The sequence below is a fragment of the Microcoleus sp. F4-D5 genome (genome assembly GCF_036704885.1).
Classification (GTDB): Bacteria; Cyanobacteriota; Cyanobacteriia; order Cyanobacteriales; family Microcoleaceae; genus Microcoleus.
This window is the reverse complement of sequence record NZ_JAUBSX010000010.1, coordinates 1-25,589: the sequence shown is the minus strand read 5'-3', so window position 1 is coordinate 25,589 and position 25,589 is coordinate 1. Positions and strand designations below refer to the sequence as shown.

General features: G+C 44.8%; 22 protein-coding genes. 12 read left to right on the top strand and 10 right to left on the bottom strand.

Annotation, left to right across the window (positions count from 1 at the left end):
- Window positions 1-224: 224 nt before the first annotated feature.
- Entirely contained in the window at window positions 225-2,963 is a 2,739-nt protein-coding gene (locus tag QUA80_RS07145; RefSeq protein WP_333422732.1) for a DEAD/DEAH box helicase, read from the bottom strand.
- A 40-nt stretch (window positions 2,964-3,003) separates the two neighbouring features.
- Here QUA80_RS07145 and QUA80_RS07140 point away from each other — a divergent pair, with 40 nt between their 5' ends.
- From QUA80_RS07140 to QUA80_RS07130, 3 genes are all read left to right on the top strand, one after another.
- Window positions 3,004-3,255, top strand: a complete 252-nt coding sequence (locus QUA80_RS07140; protein WP_333422730.1) for a hypothetical protein — start codon at window positions 3,004-3,006, stop codon at window positions 3,253-3,255.
- A gap of 317 nt (window positions 3,256-3,572) precedes the next feature.
- On the top strand, window positions 3,573-5,531 hold the full coding sequence (locus QUA80_RS07135; RefSeq protein ID WP_333422727.1) for an adenylate/guanylate cyclase domain-containing protein: 1,959 nt from the start codon (window positions 3,573-3,575) through the stop codon (window positions 5,529-5,531).
- An 88-nt stretch (window positions 5,532-5,619) separates the two neighbouring features.
- A complete protein-coding gene (locus tag QUA80_RS07130) occupies window positions 5,620-6,753 on the top strand; it encodes a succinylglutamate desuccinylase/aspartoacylase domain-containing protein (RefSeq protein ID WP_333422725.1) in 1,134 nt (377 codons plus the stop codon).
- Window positions 6,754-6,822: 69 nt separating this feature from the next.
- Here the strand turns inward: QUA80_RS07130 and QUA80_RS07125 are convergent, their stop codons facing one another.
- Both QUA80_RS07125 and QUA80_RS07120 read right to left on the bottom strand, forming a co-directional pair.
- Window positions 6,823-7,050, bottom strand: coding sequence for a hypothetical protein (locus QUA80_RS07125; RefSeq protein ID WP_333422723.1), 228 nt, complete (start codon window positions 7,048-7,050; stop codon window positions 6,823-6,825).
- A 23-nt stretch (window positions 7,051-7,073) separates the two neighbouring features.
- Entirely contained in the window at window positions 7,074-7,565 is a 492-nt protein-coding gene (locus QUA80_RS07120; RefSeq protein ID WP_333422722.1) for a protein kinase domain-containing protein, read from the bottom strand.
- A gap of 320 nt (window positions 7,566-7,885) precedes the next feature.
- Here QUA80_RS07120 and QUA80_RS07115 point away from each other — a divergent pair, with 320 nt between their 5' ends.
- Complete coding sequence (locus QUA80_RS07115) at window positions 7,886-8,068, top strand: hypothetical protein (protein WP_333422720.1); 183 nt, start codon at window positions 7,886-7,888, stop codon at window positions 8,066-8,068.
- Window positions 8,069-8,149: 81 nt separating this feature from the next.
- On the opposite strand, the gene QUA80_RS07110 is transcribed toward QUA80_RS07115, so the two are convergent.
- Window positions 8,150-9,607: a CHASE3 domain-containing protein gene (locus tag QUA80_RS07110; protein WP_333422718.1), complete on the bottom strand. Its 1,458-nt coding sequence runs from the start codon at window positions 9,605-9,607 to the stop codon at window positions 8,150-8,152.
- A 448-nt stretch (window positions 9,608-10,055) separates the two neighbouring features.
- Between QUA80_RS07110 and QUA80_RS07105 the strand changes: the two genes are divergently transcribed.
- Complete coding sequence (locus tag QUA80_RS07105) at window positions 10,056-11,078, top strand: cysteine peptidase family C39 domain-containing protein (RefSeq protein WP_333422716.1); 1,023 nt, start codon at window positions 10,056-10,058, stop codon at window positions 11,076-11,078.
- A gap of 353 nt (window positions 11,079-11,431) precedes the next feature.
- Here QUA80_RS07105 and QUA80_RS07100 read toward each other — a convergent pair whose 3' ends face one another.
- Both QUA80_RS07100 and QUA80_RS07095 read right to left on the bottom strand, forming a co-directional pair.
- A complete protein-coding gene (locus QUA80_RS07100; RefSeq protein ID WP_333422714.1) occupies window positions 11,432-11,920 on the bottom strand; it encodes a hypothetical protein in 489 nt (162 codons plus the stop codon).
- A gap of 169 nt (window positions 11,921-12,089) precedes the next feature.
- Window positions 12,090-13,118, bottom strand: a complete 1,029-nt coding sequence (locus QUA80_RS07095; RefSeq protein ID WP_333422712.1) for an isochorismatase — start codon at window positions 13,116-13,118, stop codon at window positions 12,090-12,092.
- Window positions 13,119-13,195: 77 nt separating this feature from the next.
- Between QUA80_RS07095 and QUA80_RS07090 the strand changes: the two genes are divergently transcribed.
- Entirely contained in the window at window positions 13,196-13,927 is a 732-nt protein-coding gene (locus tag QUA80_RS07090; RefSeq protein WP_333422710.1) for a TVP38/TMEM64 family protein, read from the top strand.
- A 16-nt stretch (window positions 13,928-13,943) separates the two neighbouring features.
- Complete coding sequence (locus tag QUA80_RS07085; protein WP_333422708.1) at window positions 13,944-15,479, top strand: mercuric reductase; 1,536 nt, start codon at window positions 13,944-13,946, stop codon at window positions 15,477-15,479.
- 253 nt (window positions 15,480-15,732) lie between these two features.
- Here QUA80_RS07085 and QUA80_RS07080 read toward each other — a convergent pair whose 3' ends face one another.
- The 3 genes from QUA80_RS07080 to QUA80_RS07070 all read right to left on the bottom strand — a co-directional run bounded on the left by QUA80_RS07080 (window position 15,733) and on the right by QUA80_RS07070 (window position 18,519).
- Window positions 15,733-16,317, bottom strand: a complete 585-nt coding sequence (locus tag QUA80_RS07080; RefSeq protein WP_333422706.1) for a Uma2 family endonuclease — start codon at window positions 16,315-16,317, stop codon at window positions 15,733-15,735.
- Window positions 16,318-16,392: 75 nt separating this feature from the next.
- Entirely contained in the window at window positions 16,393-17,241 is an 849-nt protein-coding gene (locus QUA80_RS07075) for a phosphatase domain-containing protein (RefSeq protein ID WP_333422704.1), read from the bottom strand.
- 192 nt (window positions 17,242-17,433) lie between these two features.
- Window positions 17,434-18,519 carry a T4 RnlA family RNA ligase gene (locus QUA80_RS07070; protein WP_333422702.1) on the bottom strand — a complete coding sequence of 362 codons (1,086 nt, stop codon included), beginning with the start codon at window positions 18,517-18,519 and terminating at the stop codon, window positions 17,434-17,436.
- A 190-nt stretch (window positions 18,520-18,709) separates the two neighbouring features.
- On the opposite strand from QUA80_RS07070, the gene QUA80_RS07065 reads away from it, so the two are divergent.
- The 4 genes from QUA80_RS07065 (at window position 18,710) to QUA80_RS07050 (ending at window position 23,234) form a co-directional block, all read left to right on the top strand.
- Window positions 18,710-19,270: a hypothetical protein gene (locus QUA80_RS07065; RefSeq protein WP_333422700.1), complete on the top strand. Its 561-nt coding sequence runs from the start codon at window positions 18,710-18,712 to the stop codon at window positions 19,268-19,270.
- Between the two features lie 157 nt (window positions 19,271-19,427).
- Window positions 19,428-20,504: a hypothetical protein gene (locus tag QUA80_RS07060; RefSeq protein ID WP_333422698.1), complete on the top strand. Its 1,077-nt coding sequence runs from the start codon at window positions 19,428-19,430 to the stop codon at window positions 20,502-20,504.
- Window positions 20,505-21,072: 568 nt separating this feature from the next.
- Entirely contained in the window at window positions 21,073-22,044 is a 972-nt protein-coding gene (hemC, locus tag QUA80_RS07055; protein WP_333422696.1) for a hydroxymethylbilane synthase, read from the top strand.
- A 362-nt stretch (window positions 22,045-22,406) separates the two neighbouring features.
- Window positions 22,407-23,234: a S1C family serine protease gene (locus QUA80_RS07050; RefSeq protein WP_333422694.1), complete on the top strand. Its 828-nt coding sequence runs from the start codon at window positions 22,407-22,409 to the stop codon at window positions 23,232-23,234.
- Window positions 23,235-23,627: 393 nt separating this feature from the next.
- Here the strand turns inward: QUA80_RS07050 and QUA80_RS07040 are convergent, their stop codons facing one another.
- The gene (locus QUA80_RS07040) at window positions 23,628-23,918 is read right to left on the bottom strand and encodes a hypothetical protein (protein WP_333422693.1); all 291 of its coding nucleotides are present in this window, start codon (window positions 23,916-23,918) and stop codon (window positions 23,628-23,630) included.
- A 219-nt stretch (window positions 23,919-24,137) separates the two neighbouring features.
- Between QUA80_RS07040 and QUA80_RS07035 the strand changes: the two genes are divergently transcribed.
- Window positions 24,138-25,265 (top strand): tetratricopeptide repeat protein, encoded by a 1,128-nt coding sequence (locus QUA80_RS07035; RefSeq protein WP_333422691.1) that lies wholly within the window; start codon window positions 24,138-24,140, stop codon window positions 25,263-25,265.
- Window positions 25,266-25,589 lie beyond the last annotated feature (324 nt).

The following is a 25,589-nucleotide window of genomic DNA, read 5'->3' as shown; positions in this document are numbered from 1 at the left end:
CCGGAATTGATATTAGATGTAAATCTGGGTCTATTCCTCATGACAGTTGACAGTTGACTGTTTGGACATTTGGGCATTTGAACAATACCGATGCCACCGGAAACGATTTTAGATTAAAACCTGGGTGCATTTGGGTTGAAAAAACAAAAATACAATTTAGATGCCGGAAAGCTTGCTGTCAACTGTCAACTGTCAACTGTCAACTGTCAACTGTCAACACTTTTCTAAGTTGCAGCTTCATTCACCGGAAAACGATCGATTAACTGCATCGCCCGACAAGCATTTCTCCGCAAAGAATCGGAAACATGAGGAACATGAGGAATCTGAGACAAGAAATCCAAAGTCCGGCGCAAAATCCGCACCACATCCCCTTCATCCAAACTCGTATGGCTAATCAGTTCCAGCCATTCAACGCCCAGAGCCCACTGTTCGACCAAAGTCACTAATTCCCGTTCCAGCCAAATCGGGATTGCAGCTTCGTGACGGTACTGCACTTGAAACAACCGGCGGCGCAGGCCTTTTTGCAGATTGTCCAAAGGTGCCAAAACTTCTGGCGACAGCGAGTAGTGAGTCCAACTGTCGGGCCTGGAAACTTCTGTAACTAAGGCCGCGCAAGCAGCAGCGAGGTGGTGGGGGTCGAGTTCGTCAAACTCTGCAGACATCAGCGACAAACCCAGCCACAGTTCGTTATCGCCGCGAATGGCGGCGCAAGCTTGGCCCAAGATTGTGGGTACCAACCTGTCGGAGGAGTCATCTCGGTTTCCAGTTGCCGAAACTACTCTTTCCAAGCAGCCGAAATTCAGCAAGATGTCGATTAAGTTGAGAAATTGCTCCCAGTAGCGAGCTCGCTGCTTTTCTAACTCTTGTTCGCTTTTGCGGATTTCTTTTTTCAATTCTTCCCGGCGGCGCTGGCGTTTGAGCAAAGTACCGGGATTGCCCCATTCTAGAACCGGGTGAATTTCTAGCTTAGCTTCTAGGGCTGCGATTTTCTGCTGTTGCTCGATCGCCTCTGGGCTCGGTTCTGGTGTCGGCAATTCTGGGATCGATGCAGCAATTGAAGCAGTTTCTTCAGTTCCCAAACGGCACTGGCCGAGTCTCAGGGGCATTTCCGGCGGCGGGTTCAAGGTATCTGCAACGCTCAAGCGGGGTAATTCGGCGTGCAGGGTAGCGACATCGCTAATGGCGACTACATACCAACGGTTATCTTTGCCCAAGCACACCAAATTTGGTGCTTGGCCGGAACCTGGGGTTTTGGCAACCAGTACCGCGGGTACAGGAGTTGTGTGCGATCTTTTGGCTGTCGGAACGTGCTTGCCTTTGAGACTCAGAACCGTGCCGAGCACTGCAAAAGCCACAGCTACGGACATTTCCTTAAATCTGGCTTCTTCAGCTTGCTGCAATAAAGTTTTCAGCAAACGTTTCTCTTCTTTGAGTCTTCCCTGCAATTTTTCGTAATGGGCGAGTTCTTTTTCCAGGGTGGAGACATTTCCTCCGGCGGCCAGGGACTCTTCGAGAACTGCCAATTCTGTTTGCAATCGGTCTAATTCTGCTTGCTGCGGCTGCAAGTACAAGGTAGACAGGTATTGACCAAAACTCCGCTCTACCAACTCTTGAGCTTCGTCGAGAGTGTGAGTTTGCAGCAAATTCAGCACCATGCCGTAGCTGGGCGTAAACTGACTGGCGAGGGGGTCGGCTTTGGCTGTTGCCAAATAAGATGCTTCTTTTGCGCCTTCAAAGCGTGTCTGAACTGCGACCACGTGCCCCAGCTTGTCCATGCCCCGCCGGCCTGCCCGACCGGCCATTTGCAGGAATTCTGAAGCGTTTAGCAGTCGGTGTCCCTTGTCGGTGCGCTTGGACAGGGTGGAAATGACTGTGGTGCGGGCGGGCATATTAATCCCGGCTGCTAGGGTTTCGGTGGCAAATACGACTTTAATCAAACCTCTGCCAAAGAGTTCTTCTACTAAACCTTTCCAAGCGGGCAAAATGCCTGCGTGGTGGGCGGCGATGCCTTTTAAAAGTGCTTCTTTTTGACCGAAGCGTTCTGCTTCTGGGTTTCGCTGTAAAAAATCGTCAATGATGCGTTTGAGTTCGGCTGTTTCGGCTTCGTTAACCAGGGAGAAATTGCCGACTTCTGCGACTGCTTGGTCGCACCCGCGACGGCTGAAGATGAAGTAAATTGCTGGTAGCATATCTCGATCGTCCAACCGGGCCAAAACATCGGTCAAACTCGGAGTGGGGATGCTGCCTCTTTCTACTTTTTGCTGCTTCTTTTTGGGGACTAACCGGATATTAACTCTTTTGCCGGTCTCGTCTAGCAGGGGAAATATCCCTTTTTGGTTGGCGAAGTGGAATTGCAGCGGCACTGGCCGAAAGTCTGAGTAGACGAGCTCTGTGGGCCCGTGGACTTTGTTAATCCAGTCTGTGAGTTGCTCGCTATTGGCAACGGTTGCTGAGAGGGCAAGCAGTTGAATTTCGCTCGAACAGTAGATGATGGATTCTTCCCAGACGGTACCGCGCTGGCGATCGTTCATGTAGTGACACTCGTCTAGCACCACGGTTTCGACTCCGGTGAGGGAAGTACCGACTTCTCCGATCGGCGTACCGTAGAGCATATTCCGAAATATTTCGGTAGTCATCACCAAAATCGGCGCATCTCGATTGACGGAGATGTCGCCCGTCAGCAGACCTACGTTGTCGTCTCCAAATTGACTGCGGAAGTCGCGCAGCTTTTGGTTAGAAAGAGCTTTGAGGGGAGTGGTGTAGAAGACGCGCCGCCCCCGGTCGAGTGCTTGATGGATGGCGTATTCCCCGATTAACGTTTTCCCGGAGCCTGTGGGAGCGCACACGACAACCGATTTACCTGCATCGAGGGCGGCGATCGCCTCTCTTTGAAAGTTATCTAGCTCGAATGGAAATATGGTCTTCAGATCCAGCTCTGGGCGGTTCTGGGCAGTGTCTGGCACAAGGATTATTATAAGGTTGCAGGGTAAGTATGCTTAAATCTTGCTGAAAGCAAGTCAGCAGAGGACTGTATTGATTTTAAACCTTCGCCACCAAATCGGCTATGAAGGAATAAGCCTGTTGACAGGAAAGCAGTTGGCAGTTGGCAGAAGAAAGAAAAAAATTTTTGCCTTCTTCCCTCGAACCTCTTCTCTCTTCCTTCTGCCGACGGACATCGGACTGACATCCTTTACATCCGGTACATTGCTCGTTGCCGAACTTCCCTCTTCCCTCGAACCTCTTCTCTCAGACTGACATCGGTTCCCTCATCAGAAAGTTAATCCGTTGCCGAACTTTCCTCTTCCTTCTCAATGATTCCTGTTATTTCCACTATTCCTGTGGTGCAGATTGATTCGGGCGAGCGGCTTTCACTGCAAGTCTATCAGTTCCCAAGTGCCGTTCCTGAAACAAAGGGTTATATCTAGCATGATATTAACAAAGAATATAAATCAGGAATGACGCCCCAAGTGTTTTGACACGCTATTTATGGCGTAAGGTGGGGACTCCACACCCTATAAATAGGGTTTATGTGTAAGTCCTGTAAATCTCAAAAACTTCACGGTTTTATTTATATGAAAATTCTCAAAAAGCGCAGGTTCCGGCTCCGTATTGCCCTTGTTTTGCCCTTTGTATTGCAGATTGTTGGAACTGTGGGCTTAGTCAGTTATTTGTCTTTTCGCAGCGGTCAAAAAGCGGTTAACGATCTATCAGCCCAATTACGCAATGAGCTAACTGCCCGGATTGATGGAGAATTCAGAAAATATCTAGGTAGCCCCCACGATTTTAATCAGTTGAATGGGGCCGCTTTTTCTGGGAATATTTTTGACATGGTTAATGCCAGCAATGCCCAGCAATTTCTCACCCAGGTACAAATTTCTACTTTTATTTATTCATCCTACTGCGGCGACTTCCAAGGGCAGTATTTGGGGGCATATCGCCTGTTTTATCAAGGTTCTGCAACGATCGCCATGTCCGTTAGCAATCAAGAGAGCGACTACAATTTTTACTTTTATGCTATGGATAGTCGGGGGAATCGGCAGCAACTGCTAGAAAAACTCCGCCCCTACGATCCGCGCAAACGTCCTTGGTACATTGCCGCCATAGAAGCCAAACGACAGATTTGGAGTGAGGTTTACCTGGATTTTGCCAGCGGATTGCCGACGATTACAGCTAGCGAGCCAGTGTACGATAGTACGGGAAACATCTTAGGGGTTTGTGCTACGGATGTGGTGCTTTTAGAAGATTTAAGGAAATTTTTAGCTAGTCTGGCAATTGGCAAAACAGGTCATGCTTTCATTATGGATCGCAAAGGTTCCATGCTTTCTAGCTCCACCAAGGAACCTCTAACTGTGGGCAAAGGGGAAAATGCCAAGCTGGTGATGGCGATTCAAAGCGAAGAACCCGTAGTCAGAGAAACTGCCAAATATTTGCAGCAGCATTTTGGCAGCTTCGATCGCATTGAAAGATCGCAACAAGGCGATTACCTACTCAACGGTCAGCGACAGTTCGTGCAGGTATCCCCCCTCAAGGATGGCAAAGGTATTGATTGGCTGATTGCGGTGGTGATTCCAGAAGCAGATTTTATGGCACAAATCTATGAAAATACTCAAAATACGGTCGTGCTAGTGTTAATAGCCTTATTCCTCGCGATCGCGATCGGTATTCTCACTGCCCGTTGGATTACTCACCCATTATTAAAACTTGCTGAGGCATCTCAAGAAGTTGCAAGAGGTAATCTCGACCAAAAAGTTGACGCGGGATCGATTAAGGAAGTTGCTATTGTGGCCGATTCTTTCAACAGCATGACCGACAAACTCAAGGAATCAGTAAAAGCCCTGCGCTTAGCTAATGAGGAGTTAGAAAATCGAGTGGAAATCCGCACGGCAGAACTACGCAAAGAAAAGGAGCGATCGGAACAGCTTTTACTCAATATTCTACCTGCCGAAATTGCCGAGCGCTTGAAACGGGCAGAATCTCCGACAGAACATTTTGAAGAAGTGACGATTCTCTTTGCTGATATTGTTGGTTTCACCAGTCTCTCAGCCCAAATGGAACCTATGCAATTAGTTGCCGGATTGAACCAAATTTTTTCAGCTTTTGATGAGTTGACGGAAAAGTACGGTCTAGAAAAAATTAAAACCATTGGTGATGCTTACATGGTGGTGGGTGGATTGCCAATCGCCAGGGATGATCATGCCAGGGCGATCGCGGATATGGCTTTAGAAATGCAGGCTTACATGAAAACAATACCCAACAATTTAGGAAATTCACTACAAATACGGATTGGCATTAACACGGGTCCCGTCATTGCGGGAGTGATTGGCATCAAGAAGTTTATTTATGACTTGTGGGGAGATGCTGTTAATGTGGCTTCTCGCATGGAGTCTCACGGTAAACCGGGCTATATTCAGGTAACAGAGACCACATATTCTCATTTGAAAGATCTGTATGTGCTGGAACCAAGAGGTACTATTTCTATTAAGGGTCGGGGAGAAATGATTACTTACTGGTTAATCTCTCCAAAAATCTAGAAGCCGATCGGTGCTTCAATTGGGAAGATTGGTTTTGCCAAGTCTCGCCTGCCTTTCTAAACGTTTTCCCTGTCTCCGAGTCTTGTCTATGATTCCTGTTATTTCGACTATTCCTGTGGTGCAGCTTGCTTCGGGCGATCGCCTGTCACTGCAAGTCTATCAGTTCCAAGGTGCGGTTCCCGGCAAAAAAGCTTACCTCCAATCTAACCTCCACGGCGCTGAGATTAGCGGTAATGCTGTGATTTACCAATTGATTGAGTTTTTAAGGTCTTTGGACAGCAGCCAGTTAAGCGGGGAAATTTGGCTGGTTCCGGTTTGCAATCCTGTGGGTGTCAGTCAGCGATCGCACCATTTTTCCCCCGGTCGCTACAATCTTTATGATGGGGTAAATTGGAACCGGATTTTCTGGGATTTTGAAAAACAAGGTGAAGATATTCTGGGTTTTGCTAAGTCTCACCTCCATCTCGATGCCGAGACTGTCAAAGTTAATTACAGAAAAGCGATTGCTTTGAGTTTTGCGAAAGAGTTGGCAAAAATTAACGCTCCTAGCTGCCGCCCTTACAGCGAACTTTACCGATATCAGCTACAATCTTTGTGTTTGGATGCTGACTACGTGCTGGACTTGCACAGTTCTACGAATCAAAGTTTAGATTACCTTTACTGTTTTAATTCCCGCGAGGAGAGTGCGAAAGCTTTTTTGCTCGATCGCGCAATCTTGATGGACGAGTACGACGGCGATGCTTTTGACGAGGCGTTTATCAAGCCTTGGCTGGCGCTGGAGAAGGGTTTGGCCCAGTTGGGAAGTGCGATCCAATTTGACGTGGAAGCTTGGACTTTAGAATTAGGTTCGGGGATGGAAATGAATCCCGAGTCGGTGGCGAATGGCTTGCGGGGCATCAAAAATTACTTAGCAAGTAAGGGTTTATTGAAAATTGATGGATTCCCTCTCCCGGAAACTGCGAATCATCAAGTTATTTTCACCCCCAAAAATTCCACGATCCAATACTACGCGCCGGCGGGCGGGATGATTCAAAATCGAGTGCAATTGGGGAGTTATGTCAAAAAGGGCGATCGGCTTTATCAAATTCTCAGCTTTAATAAGAATGGGGAATTTCCGAGTTTGGTTGATGTTTGTGCTGAGTCGGATGTTTTCATTTTTGATGTTTCGACCAATCAGTCAGTAAATCAAGGAGAGTATGTGTTGTCTGTGATGGCAGATTGAGAATACCGAGAAACCGGGTTTCTTCAAGAAACCCGGTTTCTGAAAACCTATTGCCAGTCGAATCATAATTTACGATATACTATTGAATAGGGCTTGTTTAAATTCCGCTGCATTTTTATAATAAATATCAGGATTGTCAATTAAAGCGCGATCGATAACTGTGGCTGGCGGTTGAGGAATCGCAGAAGTGCGATCGCGCACAGGAACCGCATCATTTTGCAAAACCGCCAAAAACGGGTCTCGATCCTGCAAATTTCGCGGGGAATATCCCGTTATCATCACATACAAACAAGCCACTCGATTTTGGATTATAGAAACTTTTACTCACCCCTTAGCAAGGGCAGGGCTGGTGGGGTTCTTATCATAATATTTTGTGGTTTAACATCGCGGTGAGTAAATCCTTGCTGGCGAACAAAACTCAGGGCACTTCCGACTTGTTGAATAATTGGCAAAGCTGTTTCTTCGGACAAAATGTTGTTATCTTCGAGATATTCAGCGAAGTCAATTCCCTCGATTAATTCCATAACCATGCACCACAATTCGATATTTCCCACCATTTCGGGAAATACTTCGTAAACTTGGAAGACGTGGGGATGGCTGCACTTGGCTAAAGATAAAGCTTCGTTGACAAATCTGGTTGGGAATTTGCGAAAGTTTGGTTTACCTTGAACGTTCGCATTCAGTGTTTTGATGGCGACTAATTTGCCTTCTTTGCGGTTTTGAGCGCGGTAGGTGACACCGAATCCGCCGAGGATTTCTTCGATTAGGTATTTGCCGTTGTGGAGTTGTTGTCCGGGGGGCCAGTACCTCATGAGGGGTATGTGAGGAGATGGAGAGGATGGTTTTGACTATAGCTCAGACGCGGGGAATTTTGTGGCGATGCCCCGGCGGTTGGAAACCGCGACTACAAAGACGAAACCTGCCTCCGCAGGTTGGGAAATTCACATTTCCGAGTCCACGTAGGTGGACTTTGTTGGTGTAGTAGCGGTTTCTAACCGCCGAAAATTAATGTCGAAGATTAACTACTTATGGTTGAATGAAAATATCGATCGCATGATGAAATCTCGCAGCAGTTGACTGAGGTCGATCGCATAAATGTTACAACCTAGTTAAGCGACCATATTCTCAACTTATGGAAATAGTAGTGACGCTGGTGCTGGGTTCGGTGCTGTTGGTCTGGGGAATGCGCTTCGGACGGGTGTTAGTTCGATCGGGAGTGACGGCTAATGATTTGTTTAAGGGCAGAAATTCCATCGCCCTAGCTTTTGCGATGCCATCGCCTGCGATCGTTTTAACTTGGATGCAGGCGGTTTGACAAGCTGGGAGGGCAGCCAGATCAATTCATGACTCAATGCTATCAATTGCTAGTCGGTTGGCCCAAAAGACTAAGCGCCCTTTAGACAATTGAATTGAGATTTTGGGCGGCATCGTTCAATTGTTGAGTGCCTAATTTGGTTTGAGTAATACCACTAGCGGTTTCTTTTGCCGCTAGGTTGAGGCTGTTCATAGCATCGACTACTTGTTGAATAGCAACTGCTTGTTGTTGGGCAGTTAGAGAAATTTGTTGATTGTTCAATACCACATTGTTAACAGCATTTGCTACTGCCGAGAAAGCTGCTGCTGTTTCTTGACTAATTTTGGTTCCTTCTTCTACTGTTTTAGTACCTTCCTTTGTCGCCGTTACGGTGGAATCGATCGCATTCTTAATATCATCGACAAGGCGGTTAATCTTCTCTGCTGATTTCTTACTTTGATCTGCTAGTTTGCGGATTTCTGTGGCTATGACAGTAAAACCTTTGGCGTTTTCGCCCGCCCGGACTGCTTCTACTGAGGCATTCAGTGCCAGCATATTTGTTTGATTGGCTAAATCTGTAACATCACTAGAGATATTGCCAATCTGATGGGTTTGTTCGCTCAATCGCAGAATTTGTGCTGCCATTGCCCCGACATTTTCTTTCAAAATTCTCATCGATTCCAGGGTTTGCTCCACTGCTAGGGTTCCCTTTTCAGTAATCTTTAAAGCTTGCCGTGCAGATTCCGCACCAGCTTGGGCTTGCTGGGCTGATTGTTGGGAAGCCGCGCCCAACTCATCCATTGTGGTTGTAGTTTGATTTACAGAGCTAGATTGCTGTGCGGCTGTGCGTTCCTGTTGTTCAACTGTGGCAGCAATCTCTGTGGAAGAACTGGCGATCGTATTTGCTACCTGATTAATTGGTCGGATAATTTTATAAAAAATAAATAATACAATAAATGAACCCAATACTACAGCAACAACCGTACCTCCTACAGAAACAGTCGTCGCTAATTGCTCCGACTGTTTTGCTATTTTTGTTCTTTGAAGCAGTAGATTATCTTCTAGCTTAAGCATTTCTGCCACCTTATTCCTGATTTCATCCATAAATATCTTGCCTTTACCTGAAATCACCAATGTTCTTAGTTCAGATTCTTTTCCAGCTTTTTTCAGAGATATAGTTTCCTCTAATTCATCTAGTTTTTGCTGAGCCAATTTTTCAATTTGCTCTAATTTTTTAACTTGTTCAGGATTATCTTTTATTAACTTTTTTGTCTCATTTGCTGTTTGATTAAAGGCGATTGTCCCCTTTTTATAAGGTGCTAAAAATTCCTCCTTACCCGTGAAGATAAACCCGCGCTGTCCTGTTTCAGCATCCACTAAATTTTTTTCGAGGGCTTGCAAATTTGTCTTGACTACATAAGTGTGCGTTTGCCACTCAATAGATTTGGCTAAATTATCCATACTCAATTTAGTTGTAAATCCGATACCAATCATTAACAAAAAAATGGAGCCGAAGCCCAACGGAACTACTTTACTAAGCCGAATAATGTTTGGCGACATTTAACTTTTTACTCCTTGATTAGTTGTTTACTTTTGCGTGGGAAGTTGCAGCCTAAATAATTTCCTCCTCTTTTTTACCAAAGTAGTTATTTAATTCCTAATACTCATTCACAATTAATGCCCCTTTTTTGGTGGAAAAAACTTCCCGCGCTTCTTTTTGCTTTCCTTGCTTTACTAACTAAACGATTGACTCAGACCGATCGATAAAAATCTGGCAAAACTTAATATCGAGGAAGCTATGCAGGTTAAAGCCTTTAGGATTAAGGGTTATTTTACCTGCTCCGATTTTGGATAAATCCTGTTTATTCGATTGTAGCGATAAATTGAGGAACGAAACCCAAACATCGTCAAATTCTCTCCCCCACTCTTCCTCTCTCCCACTCTTGATGTGCCTCCAAGTCGATCGCATAAATGTTACAACCTAGTTAAGCAATCAAATTCTGAACTTATGGAAATAGTAGTGACGCTGGTACTGGGTTCGGTGCTGTTTGTCTGGGGAATGCGCTTCGGACGGGTGTTAGTTCGATCGGGAGTGACGGCTAATGATTTGTTTAAGGGCAGAAATTCGATCGCCCTGCTGTTTTTAGGTTTTTATATTGCCTTGCTGCTACTAGCTCTAAATCTGCCTCAAATGCCAGCTTTGCCGATCGAGTGGCGCTTTCACGGGATGCAAGTTACTTGGACTTTGCTGAGGGCGATGTTGATGGGAGTCTGCGGTATTGGGTTTAGTATAAGTTGGTTGACAGCGCGATCGCAAGTAATCGCAGTAATTTTAATTTGCTTGCTGGGATTGGGAGGATTTACAGGCGCTGAAAACTATTTTCTGGCACCAATTTACGCTGATTTAATAGATAATTTGCAGCCAAACGGTGTGTTTCGGCAAACATCTAGCAGCAGTTGCGCGCCGGCGGCGCTAGCAACAGTTTTAAGGCGTTGGGGAATCGATGCGACGGAATCGAGTGTAGCGCGTTTTGCCGGTACGAGTCGCTTGGGAACTTCGATGCCACAAATAATTGTGGCAGCAAGAGCTTTGGGCGTAAATGCGATCGAACTAACGCCAACTTGGGAGCAAATTCAGCAAATTAATCGCCCCGGAGTGCTAGCAGTTTGGCTGTTTGACGGCCCAGCAAAGCTACCCCACGCGGTCGCTTTGCTGGGAATGAATGACAGTGTAGCTGCCATTGGAGACCCGGCACGGGGTCGGATTTTCTATTTAGATAGAGAAACTTTTGCCTACATTTGGCGAGACGAATACGTGCCGATTTTCCGGTCTGCGGATATCTTGTTAAGCAACGAGCAAGCTATTGACTATTTGAGTAAATTAGGATATAATAGCGGCGATTTGAAAGCAGATATCGAGCGGTTTCAAACAGATAAAAAATTGCAAGTCAGCGGTAAGCTAGATAGGATTACTGAGTTAATGTTGAGCGGCAGTTTTTTGGAAGGAGTCCCCAGATTGGATGGGAAATAGTTATTAAAAATCATCAAGCGCCGACTCACTTTTGACGACATAAAATAGGAATCATGCGGTTTTTTTTCAAACAATCTTTGAGTCATATTATCTCCGGTCTATTACCCCTAATACCGTAGGGGCGGGTTCACGAAAAATATCTGCCAACAATCTCCAATCTCCAAAACCCGCCCTTTTTATCGCTCGATCGCACATGATATCATTCGTTCATAGCGATCGCAAATATTCGATCGCCCCAGCAGACGATCGGCGATCGCACCTTGGTAGCGTGGCTGCATAAAATTACCGCAAGCGCCGGCATTTGCATCTAATTCCTCCTATATTTCTACGGTCGATCGCACCTTAGCCGCGCCTCACTGTTTTTGACAGTTGGGAACAGTTGAATCGCTCATTTTAGGCTCAGACAGCTTGACTTCCCATCCAGGTAATTTCCACCAATTAACTCGCTGATTCGGCTGAATCCAAAAGTCTAGTTGCGCGATCTTGCCATCCTCAAATTTGAGTGTGGGAAAGTTAGGATAACTGGTATCATCGGTTTCGCGATAAGTGCGTCCAAGGTAATTTAGGCAAGTCGTTAATCCGTCAGTAATTCCCAATTCTTCCACTCCCGTTCCCTTCAATTTGGCATCATCGTAGCTGAAGGAACCGTTAAATGTATTGCCCGCTAACCCGCCTTTGGTAACAGTGATGGTGAAATCGTAGGTTACGCGAACTGCGTAGGCTTGGGTTGCAGTTACAACTGTGCTCAGAAGAGTCGTGGCGATCGCCACTGATAGTTTTGCAATTGCTTGCACACTCGCATCCCGAAACAGAAGAACACTATAAATTTTGCTTTCAGCCATCGGGAAACTCCTTAACTACGGTTCTATCGTAAGTGATTTACCGGATATGATATCATAAGCTATCAGTTAAATGCGATCGCAGCAGAGTGCCAAGCGAACAAAAATTACCGCATCTGGTTAATCATGTATACTTTTTTGCACTGACAACCCCAACAGAAAACCCTCGTCTTTAATCGCCCAGCATTAACTGAGTAGATTTAACCACATTCATTCCCGCCGCCGCAAATTTTTGATAAGCTGCATCTGCTTGTTCCGTAAAATCAACAACACCCGGAACAACCACAGGCGAAGTGCAATCTTCCAGCAAATAAACCTTTTTTGCCAAATTCGGATCTCGCGCCAAAATTTCCGTTAACAAATCATCAATTGTCCAAGCAACGCAGTGACTTTTGGCTTGTCCGGCAATAATTACTGCATCAAAATCGAGCAATTTATCCACAAACTTAGCATTTTTTTCAGCTATCGGATTGCCGTCGAATCCATCTAAAACTTCCGGTCTCAAAACCGAATAGTTTTCTGTTAGCGGATTCCCGCCTTTGATTTCAAAAAGTGCTTGACTGTTGCGGGCTATTGTATGAAAAAATACTGCTTCTTCAACGGCGGAAACCAGGGCGTGTCCGATGCCGCCCAGCATCGAGTGATAGGGCCAAATTGTCAGGGGATATTTTCCATCGGCGCTGAGTTTTTTGACGTAGTGGCAAGCCTGTTTTTCCAGTGCTGAAAAATTGTCCATGCTGATGCTGTGGGCGATCGCTGGATTGACTTTCCAAATGCCTTTTTGGACATCTTCCAGTGTAATAGAAGTTGCGGCTGGTATGGGATGTTCGCCTGCTTCGTCGATCCAAAAGATTGGATGAAAAATTTGCATGGCGGTGTGGGTATCCATTGTCGGCGCAATGGTTGTAATTGCATTTAAATTGCGGTAGATGAATTCGCACAACCGCAAATTATCGTCTACTGCACCGCTACCGGAACGCCCGCCCACAAATAGTTCAAATTCTGGCAAGCAAAAGGTATTTTGGGCGTCGATTATCAGCAAACAAGTCTGATTTTTATCGCTGGCGGCGGGCTGGATGCTGTGCTGCTTTGCCCAATCTTTCGCTTGGTGGGCGCGTTCTCGGTAGGGGACTCGCCAGACTTCGCCTAATTTTTTGGGGTCGAAAAATTGGGGGATTGGAAGTTGGGCTTTTTGTGTCATGACGATCGCTTTTAGGGTAGTTTACAGTAATAATTTAAGTTGCGAGTATAATGCTGATAAATATTTGCGGGTGAATCATGGCAAAAGAACGAATCCAAGATTATGCTAGGGTAAAACTCAAACGCATCGTGTTGTTTTTTTCGATCGCCCTTTTGCTCGCTCTCTTAATTGTAGCAACTAGATCTGCCTACGTTCAAGATGTTTTGAGAACTGTGTTAATGCGGATCGAGGATTTAGGGTGGTGGGGGCCGGTGGCTTTTGTAGCTACTTACAACTTGGCTACTGTGCTGTTTGTACCGGGTTCGGTGCTGACGCTGGGAGGGGGGGCGATTTTTGGGTTGTGGTGGGGTTCAGTTTACGTATTTGCGGCGTCGATTTTAGGTGCTGTATTTGCTTTTGCGATCGGGCGCTATTTGTGCCGCGATCGCGTGGTAAAATATATGGAATCTCACCCCAAGTTTAAAGCTCTCGATCGCGCAGTTTCCCAACAAGGATTAAAAATAGTTTTTTTGACTCGTCTTTGTCCTTTATTTCCTTTCAATTTATTGAATTACGCTCTGGGAATTACTCAGGTTTCTTTGAAAGATTACGTGCTGGGTTCCTTTGGCATGATACCGGGTACAATTATGTACGTTTACTCGGGTTCTTTGGTGGGAGATATTGCTGCGATAGGCACGGAAACTCTGTATACAAATCCCCAAGATTCAGCAGTAAAATGGTTGATTAATATCATCAGTTTTATTGCTACTGTCGCTGTTACTATGTCTATCACTCGGATTGCTCGCAAAGCTTTGGATGAAAGTGTTTAATTAGCAGGATTTGCCAATGTCACAATCAAAAGTCGATCGCGTAACTGTCCCCCCGATGGACGAACACAACCAGAAATTAGTCTCCTATTTGCATCCGCCCGATTGGGTAAATCCGCAGCCGGCTAGTTCTTATAATTTAGTAGTAATTGGCGCGGGGCCCGCCGGATTAATTGTGGCGGCAGGTGCCGCAGGTTTGGGCGCGAAAGTTGCTTTGATTGAAAAACATTTGATGGGCGGCGACTGTTTGAATGTCGGTTGCGTGCCGTCAAAAGCTTTAATTCGCTCGTCCCGCACTGTTGGCGATATCTGGGAAGCAAATAAATTTGGTGTTAATGTTTCTGACAGTGTAGAAGTGGATTTTGCCGCTGTGATGGAACGGCTGCGCCGCATCAGGGCTGGAATCAGCGATGTTGATTCTGTTCAACGCTACCAGCACAAATTAGGAGTCGATGTTTTCTTAGGTTCCGGTCGTTTTACTAGCAATTCTACCATAGAAGTTGCAGGTCAAACTCTCCGCTTTAAAAAAGCAGTAATTGCCACAGGTGCAAGGGCGCTACAACCGCAAATTCCTGGTTTACAAGAAGCTGGGTATCTGACAAATGAAACTGTCTTTAACCTTACAGAAAGACCTCAGCGTTTGGCAGTAATTGGGGCAGGGCCGATCGGCTGCGAATTGGCTCAAGCCTTTCGGCGGCTGGGTTCGGAAGTGGTATTGCTGCACAAAAATGCTCAGATTTTAGACAAAGAAGATGCGGATGCTGCTAAAATCGTGCAGCAGGCTTTTCTGCGCGAAGAAATTCAACTAATACTTGAATCAAAAATAGAGCGCGTTGAGAAAACAAATGCAGGCAAAGTAATTTATTATAAATGTCAAGGTAAGGAAGCCTCGCTAACAGTAGATGAAATTATTGTGAGTACAGGGCGATCGCCTAACGTGGAAGGATTGAATCTGGAGGCTGTTGGTGTCGAATACAATACACAAACAGGCGTATTTGTCAACGACAATTTGCAAACTACTAATCCCCGCATTTATGCCGCCGGTGATATTTGCATGAAACATAAATTTACTCACGCTGCTGATTTTGCTGCGAGGATGGTAATTCAAAACACTCTATTTTTCGGGCGCAAAAAGCTCAGCGCTTTGACGATACCTTGGTGTACTTACACAGATCCGGAAATTGCGCGCGTCGGGTTGGGCGATCGCGAGGCTAAGGAAAAAGGCATTGATATCGATACATTTTTAATTCCTTTCAGTCAAGTCGATCGGGCAATTATTGACGGCGAAGAGGAAGGATTTGTGAAAATTCACGTCAAGAAAGGCAGCGATAAAATATTAGGTGCAACTATTGTAGCGCGCCACGCTGGGGATACGATCGGCGAGATTACTTTGGCAATGGTTAACAATATTGGTTTGGGAAAGATTGCTAGCACAATTCACCCGTATCCGACACAAGCTGATGCAATTCGGAAAGCGGGAGATGCTTACAATCGCACTCGTTTGACGCCGTTTGTGAAAAATTTGTTTAATCGCTGGCTGGCTTGGACGCGGTAGTTTGAACTGTATTGAATCAACACCAGGTACAATTGAACCGTAGGGGCGGGTTCGCCAACCATCTATGGCGAAAATGAATAATCTCCTAAACCCGCCCCCAGCGGATAGAAAATACAAATTTACTATTAATTTATTGAATCAAATGTTGATGTAAAATGGGGCGTTGGAGGGCGGGTTTATCAGATTGTTTGATTTGTGTTAAAGATTTCGGTGAACCCGCCCCTACAGAGATTGCGGTTTTCAATATTCCCATTTACGTTTCTGTTTCTGTTTCAAATCCCACACCTTCATACAAAAGTGCGATCTGCAAATCAAACTCAATGCTTGATAAAGTGATAATCTCCCCAGCAGTGTAAGAATAGTACAGCCACATTCTCCCCTCTCCCCGACAGTAACGCTCAACAAAAATCTTTTGTGAATCAATCAAGATATACTCTTGCAAAGTCGGAATTTTTAGGTAACAAGTGAATTTTTCATCCCGATCTTTAGCACTTGTGCTGGGAGAAAGAACTTCCACAATGATTTTAGGATTCTGAATGAAATTGCGCGAATCCAGGTCTTGAGGGTCGCAACTGACTATCACATCAGGGTAGTAGTAACGGCTTTGAAAGTTAACTTGCAATTTCACATCTGACACGTTGATCCGACAGCCTCTGGAACGCAGATGCGGGTACAAGTTCCTGTAAAAGTTAAGTGCAAGATCGTTATGAGGAATTGTACTGCCTGTCATGGCAAAAACTTCGCCGTTGACATATTCGTGGCGAATCTCTTGTTGAGCTTCCCATTCGAGATATTCCTCAACGGTCATTTTTTGGGGTTCTTGGGGAATGGATATCATAAAAAAATTTTTGTCAATGTTACTTTGAGTGTAGCATTAGGAGTTGGGAGAGCGCCCCCGCAAACAAACCCTGCCTTAGAAATCCCCTTCATCTACTTGGAATACCGTCAATCCCAAGCCTCTCCACATATCAACCACTTGCTGGCGATCGTCCAACACAAACTTAACATTATATTTCCCTGCAATATGCTGCCGATAAAATTCTTCCTTCATAATCGCATCCTTCCTCATATCTCCGGTTTTCCGCATATAAAGAGCGGCATAATTGACCTCATACTGCTGCAACCATTTTTCAGTTTGAGGCTGACAGTCATCTGTGCGGCCCGACACTACAATAATATGGGCGCTGGACTGCCACTTGCGAACGGTATCTAAGACGGGCTGGTTGGGCAAATCGCGATCGCACGTCGAAGCATCAAAAGGATTTCTGCCGTTGAGAAGTGCCAGCGTACCGTCCATATCAACAATAATTGCATCCGGCAAATCCGGGTTATATTCCGGCGGCCCAACGGGAACCCGCACGTACTTATTGTACATCTTCATAATCACATCTTTGCCCACCGAATTAAGCCTTTTCAAATCCCGTTTTATACATTCCTCAACCGGAACTTGTAGGAAAGAATCATTAACTTCGACAACAGCTTTACCTTTAACCAACTCCTTGATATGCTCGATGTGAGGCCCAAAATTAGTATCATCAACAATGACGTGCTTGCCACTTTCCAAAGCCATCAAAATAATCGTATCTCTCAACTGTACAATAAACTTTTCATTTGCCGGCGACCAATGAGAAGCGTGAGCCATTTCTCTGAGCAAATCTTTATTGCTACGCACCCACTTTGCAGGTTCAGACAGCAGCAATTCCCTAGCAAATTGAGATTTTCCCGAAGCCGGTAAACCGACAAGTACAATAACTCTTTTCATGGTAAGTAGAAGCAAGAAGGAAGAAGGAAGTCGGAAGAAGGAAGAAGGCGCATACAGCAAGCTTTTTAGCCACCTGTATTTTAGGTTTAATTAGGTGCATTTACTTCTTTATTCTCTCACATAAAATATAATGTTAATCTTCGTTCCTAGCGAGGATTTTAGTCCTCATTCAAGAAAAGACTGTAGTCGTTACTACAAACCGAGATGGATGTAATCTAAACCCAATAGCTCCTCTATTTTATAGATATTAACATCACGGAGAGCTTCTTTCACTCCCGCAACTCTTCGGGCCCGCAAAGAAAACAAAATCCCGGAATACGGCAAATGTTTCACCGCTAATGCAAAATCTTTCTGAACTTCGATATGTTCGTGCTGTCGGTAAGCTTCCTCGATTTCTTCAACCAAAGATTGATATTTGTCCTTAACTTGTTGATACAACTCACTCCACTCAGGAAAATAAGCTAAAAACTCTTCTCCTTCATTAGTTAAAACAATTTCTATCAGGCGGCGGGTCGAAAACCCTTCGCGCAGATGGGAAATTGCGACATATTGCGGAGACTTTACTTTAACTCTGTTGAAGTTAGCATCGCAGATAATATACCCTTCCGAATCCATCGGATCTAAATGTTTAGCCGCTTCGATAACTTCTTTCCAGCTAGTTAAAGGATAGGATGCTACCAATTCCCAGCCGTATTTATTTGCCCAAAGAATCGGGTCTGTTTCTAGCAGTGTTTGAGTGTTGCGAACCCCGTGCAGCACGATTTGATTGTTTTGTTGTTGGACAACTATTCTATTGTAAGGCGTCATCAACTCAAAGATAAAACACTGGTCGATTTCTTCGGGCAATTGATATCCCAATTCTTGCCAGACTTTCCAAAACAGTTCGGCAAAGCTGAACCCAAAACCATTAACTTCGCCGGTGGCGTCGGGAGTGCCGCTAGATTGCACTCTCCATTCTCCCTTGTAAAAATAAATTACAGTTAGAGAACCGTCTAGTTTTTCATAAACTTTGGCATGATTCCAATCAATTGCAGCGGCGTGAATTTCTCCGTAATTAAAAAATTTGTCGTAGGGATAAGAAACTATCTGCCAATCTTGAGATGAATCTAAAATAATGCCTCGGCACTGCTGGACTATTTTTTCGCCCAAGGGAGATTCTATCTGCGAGTATTTCAGACAGACTAGATCGGGTTCTTGGCGGTGGCGGGTAACTTTGATATGATAAGTTTCGGACAAGGTTTCCAATCCGTGCTGGCGTAAATAATCTTGCAGTTCCACGTTCTCTTCCTAAATTTGTCGCCTTTTCTATTTTATCGGGAACTGCCGATTTTAGTGAATGTGTAAAAAAAATTAAACTTGCTTTTTTTCTGACTGCCTATTGTGAGCTTTGTATTTTGGAGTATTGTTGTAAATAGGTGAAGGCGCTTCACCGAAAAACTGGACTGTTTCGGCAGCAAGGAAAAAAACAGTGAACAATAAATTATTACTTTTGGCGACTTCGGCGTGTGTATTGACTGCTTTAGTACCTGTATCGGGAGTTTTTGGTGCGTCGGAATTGTCGCAGCGACCGCCGGAAACAAAATCTGTTGCTGTAGCGGGTACGGCTGTTCCGGTAAGTCAAATTTTGCAAAAGTTAAAAGGCAAAACACAAGTACCAATTTTTATCCCCAGCCGGCTTCCTATTTCGCAGAAGCTTTACTATCAAAGCCAAGCGAAAACGGACAGCTATACTATTTCTATGGAGTATACAGCAGATTGCCGAGGTGCGGGAGCTTGCACTTTTGGGGAAATTAGAGGTCAGAAAGGCGGTGAGTTTTCTACCAAATTAGAAGGGGTAACTAAGACTTTAAAAAATGTTCAACTTGCGGGCGGAGTGAAAGGAGTTTTTCACAATGGTTGCGGGGCTTACTGCACAGCAACTATTGAGTGGAAAAGTCAGAATTTTATGTATACTGTAGCAATTAAGAATGGACGGGAATCTGATTTAATTTTAATAGCAAATTCTGCTATTTTAGCTCGGAAGCGTTAAGCTTTGTAGTCGGGGACGCACAACTTCTATCGGTAGGGTGTGCACGGTGCACCTTACCGTTATTGTATGAGAGATTTGTATGGGAGATATTAACTCGCACTCGCCCCTTACAAGATGCTATATTTTTTTGCGCTTACCTACTTCGGGGGAAATCAGGATGAGTGGAAGATGGCTATTTGCGGCGATTTTTGCTGGTGTGGTGACTGCTTTTACGATTCCCTACCCTACCCTACGGGAACCCCTACGGGGAACGGGAACCCCTGCGGGGAACGGGATAGCTTCGCTTCACGCACTTTTGACACCAAACTCAGCGTTAGCAAGGACTGAACTCCCGATTACAGAAATCCGCTGGTTTAATTATTCCCCTGAAGATAGCTGGCAACCGATACAATTTATTGTGCCCGATCGCAACACTGCAAAATCTGCCGGCAGCCGCAAGTTGCGGTTGTACGATGTTCATATTGCCAAGATGTTTGAGATTTCTCATTTTCTGTGCGATCGCGATCGGGCTTCTGAGGGTTACAATTGGTCTTATCAAGCGGAAAATGGCAATATTGAGATGGGACGCTTCAAAATTAGCTGCAATCTCGCCCGTTCCACAGCCACAGCTTACGGGTTAGGGAAACCAGAAATTACAGTGATTCGCCGCAGCTTCAACCTGAAAAATGGTCGCCCTTCTTTTGCGCTAGAAAAATACTCTATTCCCACTTTGAACATTGCTAAAAATAGAGTTGTGCAGTGGAGGAGTTTTGTGCAAAAGTTTCCCCCAATCCCCGATAACTCAGGTGCAAACCAAGCTAACAGTCGTTTTCCTGCGAGTAACATCTTTCGGCAAATCAAAGGCAAAACGCGAGTGCCTGTTTTTCTTCCGAGTAGACTTCCTTTATCTGACATTCAGCAACTTGATTTTGACGTGCAAGCGGGGGCCCACGGTTACATTGTGGGAATGTATTTAGGCAAAGGATGCCGCGCGGTAGCCTGTTATTTCGGCACAATCGAAGCTAAAAGAAATGAACCGTTTTCGCCTCCTTCGCAATTGCCGCAGGATACTTACAGAAGCGTTGAATTGGCGGGCGGATTCAGGGGAATTTATTTCAATAATTGCGGTGCTTACTGCACTGCTTTTGTTGAGTGGCAAAGGCAGGGGGTGCTGTACCGAGTCACAAGGAAAAACGCACGGCAGCAAGAAGTTATCCAGATAGCAAATTCTGCACTTCAAGCAGGACAGCGTTAATACCATTTTTGATTTTTGATTTTTGATTTTTGAATTGGTAATGGCTATCACTAGAATCCAATTGCATTCATTCGCAAACAATCTAGAAATTATCTGCGTTTATCTGTGTTTATCTGCCTTGCATCTGCGGTAGATCGATCGAAGATATATGCAATAAGTCTACTTTTTATGCTAAGCTATTTGGTGGCTTGAGAACTACGATCGCAATTTCGATCGCCCTTTTCCCCTCGCAACTACATTTCTCTCCCCAAATCCCCCAACCTTTGAGCTAATTCTTTCTCGCTGCAGCTAAGCTAACTCCTCATGCCAACCAGTTTCATCCGGCTCGACCCTAGGTCAATCGTACATCGCCGGCAGCCTTTGCTTCGGAATGTCGATCTGCCCCATGCCAGCGACGCCAAATCCTGGATGGGAAACATCATCAAGACTCACAGCTACTGGCGGTCAAAATCCGGTATTTCTATTTTATCGCCCGAATTATCCCAACCAGCAATTAAAGTCCCCACCTGCGGTACGCTAGATCAGGTGAATATATTGGCTGATTTCAAGCTATCCTCCGATCGATATTATGTCCCCAACCACATCTGCCCCTTCCCGAACCGTTCGCATCGGTTCCCGCAAAAGCCAACTCGCTCTCGTGCAAACCCACTGGGTGCAAGAACAGCTACAGAAACACTTCCCGCAACACACTTTTGAAGTCCACACCATGTCCACCCAAGGGGACATAATTCTTGATGTCGCCCTCGCTAAAATTGGCGATAAAGGACTTTTCACCAAAGAATTAGAAACGGGAATGATTAACAATGAAACGGACTTTGCCGTTCATTCCCTCAAAGATTTGCCTACCAATTTGCCCGAAGGTTTAATTTTAGGATGCGTCACCGAACGGGAAAATCCCGCTGACGCCCTGGTAGTTCACTCCAAGCACAAAGACAAGCAACTCGACACTCTCCCAGAAGGTTCAGTAATCGGCACTTCTTCCCTGCGGCGGCTAGCTCAACTGCGACACCATTTCCCTCATTTTGAATTTAAAGATATTCGCGGCAATCTCAATACTAGACTCGCTAAATTAGATGAGGGCGGTTACGACGCGATTATTTTAGCAGTTGCGGGATTGGAAAGATTGGGAATGGGCGATCGCATCCACCAAATTATCCCTGCTGAAATCTCCCTTCACGCCGTCGGACAAGGTGCTTTGGGCATCGAATGCCGCGCCGGAGACACAGAAATCATGGAAGTGATTAAAGCTCTCGAACACTCGGAAACCGCCCAAAGATGTTATGCCGAACGCGCATTTCTGCGGGAATTAGAAGGCGGCTGTCAAGTGCCGATCGGTGTCAATACCAAAATAGAAAACGGTCAATTAACCTTAACTGGAATGGTATCGAGTCTCGACGGCAAGCAATTCGTCAAAGATACTGTTTCCGGCGCCGCCGAGACTGCTGAAATGCTGGGAATTGACCTCGCTCACCGACTGCGCCAACAGGGAGCTAGTGCAATTTTAGAGGAAATATTTGCCCAAGTTCAACGCGGTTCCTAAATCCGATCGGCATCTATTTGTTAAGGCTTCGAGACGCGAGCTATCGCCTTTAGTAAAAAAAAATAACAGGCGGTTCGCTTTTGCTTTCACAGGTAGAGTAGCAAGCAGTCTGATTGTAGATTTTTGGTGGGGATTTTAGATAGGACTTGCGCGATAGATTTCAAAAATATCTGACTAATTTAGGACGCTCCGCACGGGTGTTAATCAACCCGGTTTCTGATGTAAGTCTCGCTTGACGGCCCAAGATTTATGGTAAAAACCGGTTTTTTTTCGCAAGTCCTAGAATTATTAACATACCCATCCAAAATCTACAATCACAAATCCAAAATTAATCAGCAATTTATTTCAGGTAAAGGGAAAATATGAGCGCTAGAGAAATTCAATTAAAGCTGGCATTGAAAAAGGTTCAGCAACTCTACAGCAAAATGCAGGCAGACCAACAAGCTTTGCAGAAGCAATTGAAAGAATTCAAAACTCAAGCAGGAAATTTTTCGGATGTAGTCGAGCAAGTCTTGCCGTCCGTAGTTTCAATTTACGTCATGGATTGGGATACAGAAGAAGAGATTTCTTCAGGGAGCGGCTTCTTTGTATCGCCGGACATAATTGTCACTAACTATCACGTTGTAGAAGATATTGCCGATGAAGATTACTTCTATGAAGAAGATGAAGTCGAACAGGTTTTAGTGGAAACTCACGACGGAAAATTGAGATTGGCAGAGGTGGTGTTTACTGGTAATGCCGAAGAAGATTTAGCATTGCTCTTAATTAGCGATTTTACCTTCGACCCGAACACAGGGGAACAAGTGGAATTTCCCCAAGAATATCCTCCCCTAGAGTTGTCTTTTGATGTGAAAGTGGGAGATAGAGTAATTGCGGTGGGCAATCCTTTGGGGCAGTTTGCTTCAACTGTAACTCAAGGTATTGTGAGTGCTATTCGAGAACCTGACGAGTATGAAGAAGGTGACGAAGAAGATGATAGTGCTGCTGAGGTAAAGGTGTTACAAACGGATGCGGTGATTAATCCGGGAAATTCCGGCGGGCCGCTGATTAATATGGCCGGTCAAGTGGTTGGGGTGAATACGTGGGGATGGGAAGATGCTGATAATATTAATTTGGCGATCGCCTCTGAAGCTTTGGATGATTTTCTAGCGGGATTTGAGGAGACTTTTGAGGACGATTCTCAGAATTAGTCGGGAGTTATCCGTAATATGTCACTCGGGCGATCGCCCTCGCTCGAAATAAGGGCGATCGTTCTTTTTTTTCGCAGATTAATGGGAGGGAGAGGGGCGATCGCTTCAAACTTCTGTTCAAAAAAACAGCAGGCTTTCTGCTATGGTTTTAGGTTTTGGGAGAGATATACCATCTAGTTGATATTTTTCAACTAAAAGCTCTAATACTTCTACAGCATTCTTCAAAGCTGCTTCGTAAGTACCTCAGTGAGTGTGGAACTGTTGGGAGGGAAAATCAGGTAAGTAAACTAGATAGCAATTATCTTCATCAGAAAATTGAATAATTATTATGTAAGGTAATTTGCTAATTCAGAGTCCTCTTCTTCAATTGCTTTCTATATTGCCAGCTTCTGATTAACTTCTCTCTCTAGATTGAACTGTAACTCCACCTTTTCCATTTTTTGAGCCAGACTCAATTGGTTTGTGACTCCTTTTAAAGTCGCCACTGTCTGAAACCGTTACTTGTTTAATCGGAACAACTTCCCCATCTAAAGTGAGATTTGCTGTATCATCCTCAGCTTTCATTTGCTGTAATTTTTCAGATTCAAACTTTTCATCCCTTACCAATACCGAAAAAATCTCCCCCTCATCCCCACCCGCACCCACTTTAGTAGAGAAAAATTCATCATCTGTTAGCCCTTTCATAATCCTATCTCGTCAAAAAACCAATTATTTGCCAAAAAAACAACAAGTAGAAGGGGCGATCGCCCTTCATTGAATCCTCCCTCACTACTTCCTCAGCCCCGCAACACTCACATTCGTCTCGAACTAGGTATTCTCTTTAAAGATGGCGGATTATGTATTGACAGAAGCAAAAATGAATGAAAAAATAGAGGGGATGGCATTAAAGAAAAATACTGAATAATGGACAGTAATTTTGTGAATGCTGGATTTGTCCAACCGCTTAGCTGGATGCTGGGGATTTTAGCCGGAACAAGTCTGTCGCTGTCGCTCCTAGCTCAATCCGGGGCAGCTCAATTGCATCCAACTTCTTTACAAGAGTTGCAACGACAGCAAGAAATACAAAGATTAGGAGATCCGCCGAAAAAGAAGGATCGCCAACAATGGGAAAGGTGGCAGCGACGCTACCAAAGACTTCTGGAACGACACGAACGAGAACGGCGATGGGAAAATGATAGAAATAGCTTTCCACCTATGCTGAGTCCATTGCCTAACATGAATTTGGGTGACAATTTTCCACCGCTACTAAATCCGTTGCCTAACATGAATCTTGGTGATGATTTTCCACCGCTACTAAATCCGTTGCCTAACATGAATTTTGGTGATGATTTTCCACCGATGCTGAGTCCGTTGCCTAACGTGAATTTTGGAGGAATATTTCAACCATCTTTTTTCGTCACACAATGCCGACAGATGGCAGGATACTTCAAATCAAGAGATAGAAAACATTACCATAGCGAAAATAAACGGTGCGATCGCATGGAGGAAGAAGAACGTCGTGCTTTTAATGCAAGACAACAGCAGTTACAACAGCAGTTACAACAGCAGCAATTGCAAGAGCAGGAGCGATTGCGATTAATTCAAGAAGGAAATTCCTTTCAAAGTAAGGGAAAACATGAAGAAGCAGAACCGATCTTCCGCCAGCTTGCTGAGCAGTATCCTAGAGATGCTTATCTGCGTTACAAGTGGGGAAATACCCTTTACAATCTAGGTAAGATTGAAGAAGCGGCTCAAGCATATCACCAAGCGATTAAAATTAATTCAAAATACGCCATTGCTCATCATGCTTTAGGAGTCTTGCGAATGAAGCAAGGGCAATTAGAAGCAGCATTGGCTGAGTTTAAGCAGGCGATTTCGATAAATCCTAAGTATGCTGATGCACTATACAGTTTGGGTCAGGCATTATGGAATCAAGGCAAGATGACAGAAGCCCTCGAGTTTCTCCGAAAGGCTAAGGACTTATTTTCAGAGCAACGGAGGTTGCTGGAGGTTAAAGAGGTGGATAACTTTTTGCAGCAAATTGGTCAATAAAATCTAAAATTTCAGGAAACTCCAAACAATGAATTAATCAGGAAGGAGAGTGTAATGATGAAGCAAAAGCGTCACCTAAAGCTAAATTGAATGATAGGGAGTATGGTAGCTGCAATTGGACTGTTTCCTGGGGCGATCGCTCAATCAGCTACCGATCAATTTCTAACTGAATTAATTGAAGAGTAAGGGGTAGAATCGATATTAGAGAGATTAGCTGTACCCTTAGACGAGAGCGATTGATTGCAGTAGACATCTCCAAAATAGTAACATTTTGTGGTAAAAGAACATCAGATATCTTTTTTGAGACAGAAATATGAGCGATAT

Excerpts from the sequence above, each read along its gene's own strand:
- QUA80_RS07135 (WP_333422727.1), top strand. The coding sequence starts at position 3,573 with ATGAAAATTCTCAAAAAGCGCAGGTTCCGGCTCCGTATTGCCCTTGTT.
- QUA80_RS07130 (WP_333422725.1), top strand. The coding sequence starts at position 5,620 with ATGATTCCTGTTATTTCGACTATTCCTGTGGTGCAGCTTGCTTCGGGC.
- QUA80_RS07120 (WP_333422722.1), bottom strand. The coding sequence starts at position 7,565 with ATGAGGTACTGGCCCCCCGGACAACAACTCCACAACGGCAAATACCTA.
- QUA80_RS07115 (WP_333422720.1), top strand. The coding sequence starts at position 7,886 with ATGGAAATAGTAGTGACGCTGGTGCTGGGTTCGGTGCTGTTGGTCTGG.
- QUA80_RS07110 (WP_333422718.1), bottom strand. The coding sequence starts at position 9,607 with ATGTCGCCAAACATTATTCGGCTTAGTAAAGTAGTTCCGTTGGGCTTC.
- QUA80_RS07105 (WP_333422716.1), top strand. The coding sequence starts at position 10,056 with ATGGAAATAGTAGTGACGCTGGTACTGGGTTCGGTGCTGTTTGTCTGG.
- QUA80_RS07100 (WP_333422714.1), bottom strand. The coding sequence starts at position 11,920 with ATGGCTGAAAGCAAAATTTATAGTGTTCTTCTGTTTCGGGATGCGAGT.
- QUA80_RS07095 (WP_333422712.1), bottom strand. The coding sequence starts at position 13,118 with ATGACACAAAAAGCCCAACTTCCAATCCCCCAATTTTTCGACCCCAAA.
- QUA80_RS07090 (WP_333422710.1), top strand. The coding sequence starts at position 13,196 with ATGGCAAAAGAACGAATCCAAGATTATGCTAGGGTAAAACTCAAACGC.
- QUA80_RS07085 (WP_333422708.1), top strand. The coding sequence starts at position 13,944 with ATGTCACAATCAAAAGTCGATCGCGTAACTGTCCCCCCGATGGACGAA.
- QUA80_RS07080 (WP_333422706.1), bottom strand. The coding sequence starts at position 16,317 with ATGATATCCATTCCCCAAGAACCCCAAAAAATGACCGTTGAGGAATAT.
- QUA80_RS07075 (WP_333422704.1), bottom strand. The coding sequence starts at position 17,241 with ATGAAAAGAGTTATTGTACTTGTCGGTTTACCGGCTTCGGGAAAATCT.
- QUA80_RS07060 (WP_333422698.1), top strand. The coding sequence starts at position 19,428 with ATGAGTGGAAGATGGCTATTTGCGGCGATTTTTGCTGGTGTGGTGACT.
- hemC (WP_333422696.1), top strand. The coding sequence starts at position 21,073 with ATGTCCCCAACCACATCTGCCCCTTCCCGAACCGTTCGCATCGGTTCC.
- QUA80_RS07050 (WP_333422694.1), top strand. The coding sequence starts at position 22,407 with ATGAGCGCTAGAGAAATTCAATTAAAGCTGGCATTGAAAAAGGTTCAG.
- QUA80_RS07040 (WP_333422693.1), bottom strand. The coding sequence starts at position 23,918 with ATGAAAGGGCTAACAGATGATGAATTTTTCTCTACTAAAGTGGGTGCG.
- QUA80_RS07035 (WP_333422691.1), top strand. The coding sequence starts at position 24,138 with ATGGACAGTAATTTTGTGAATGCTGGATTTGTCCAACCGCTTAGCTGG.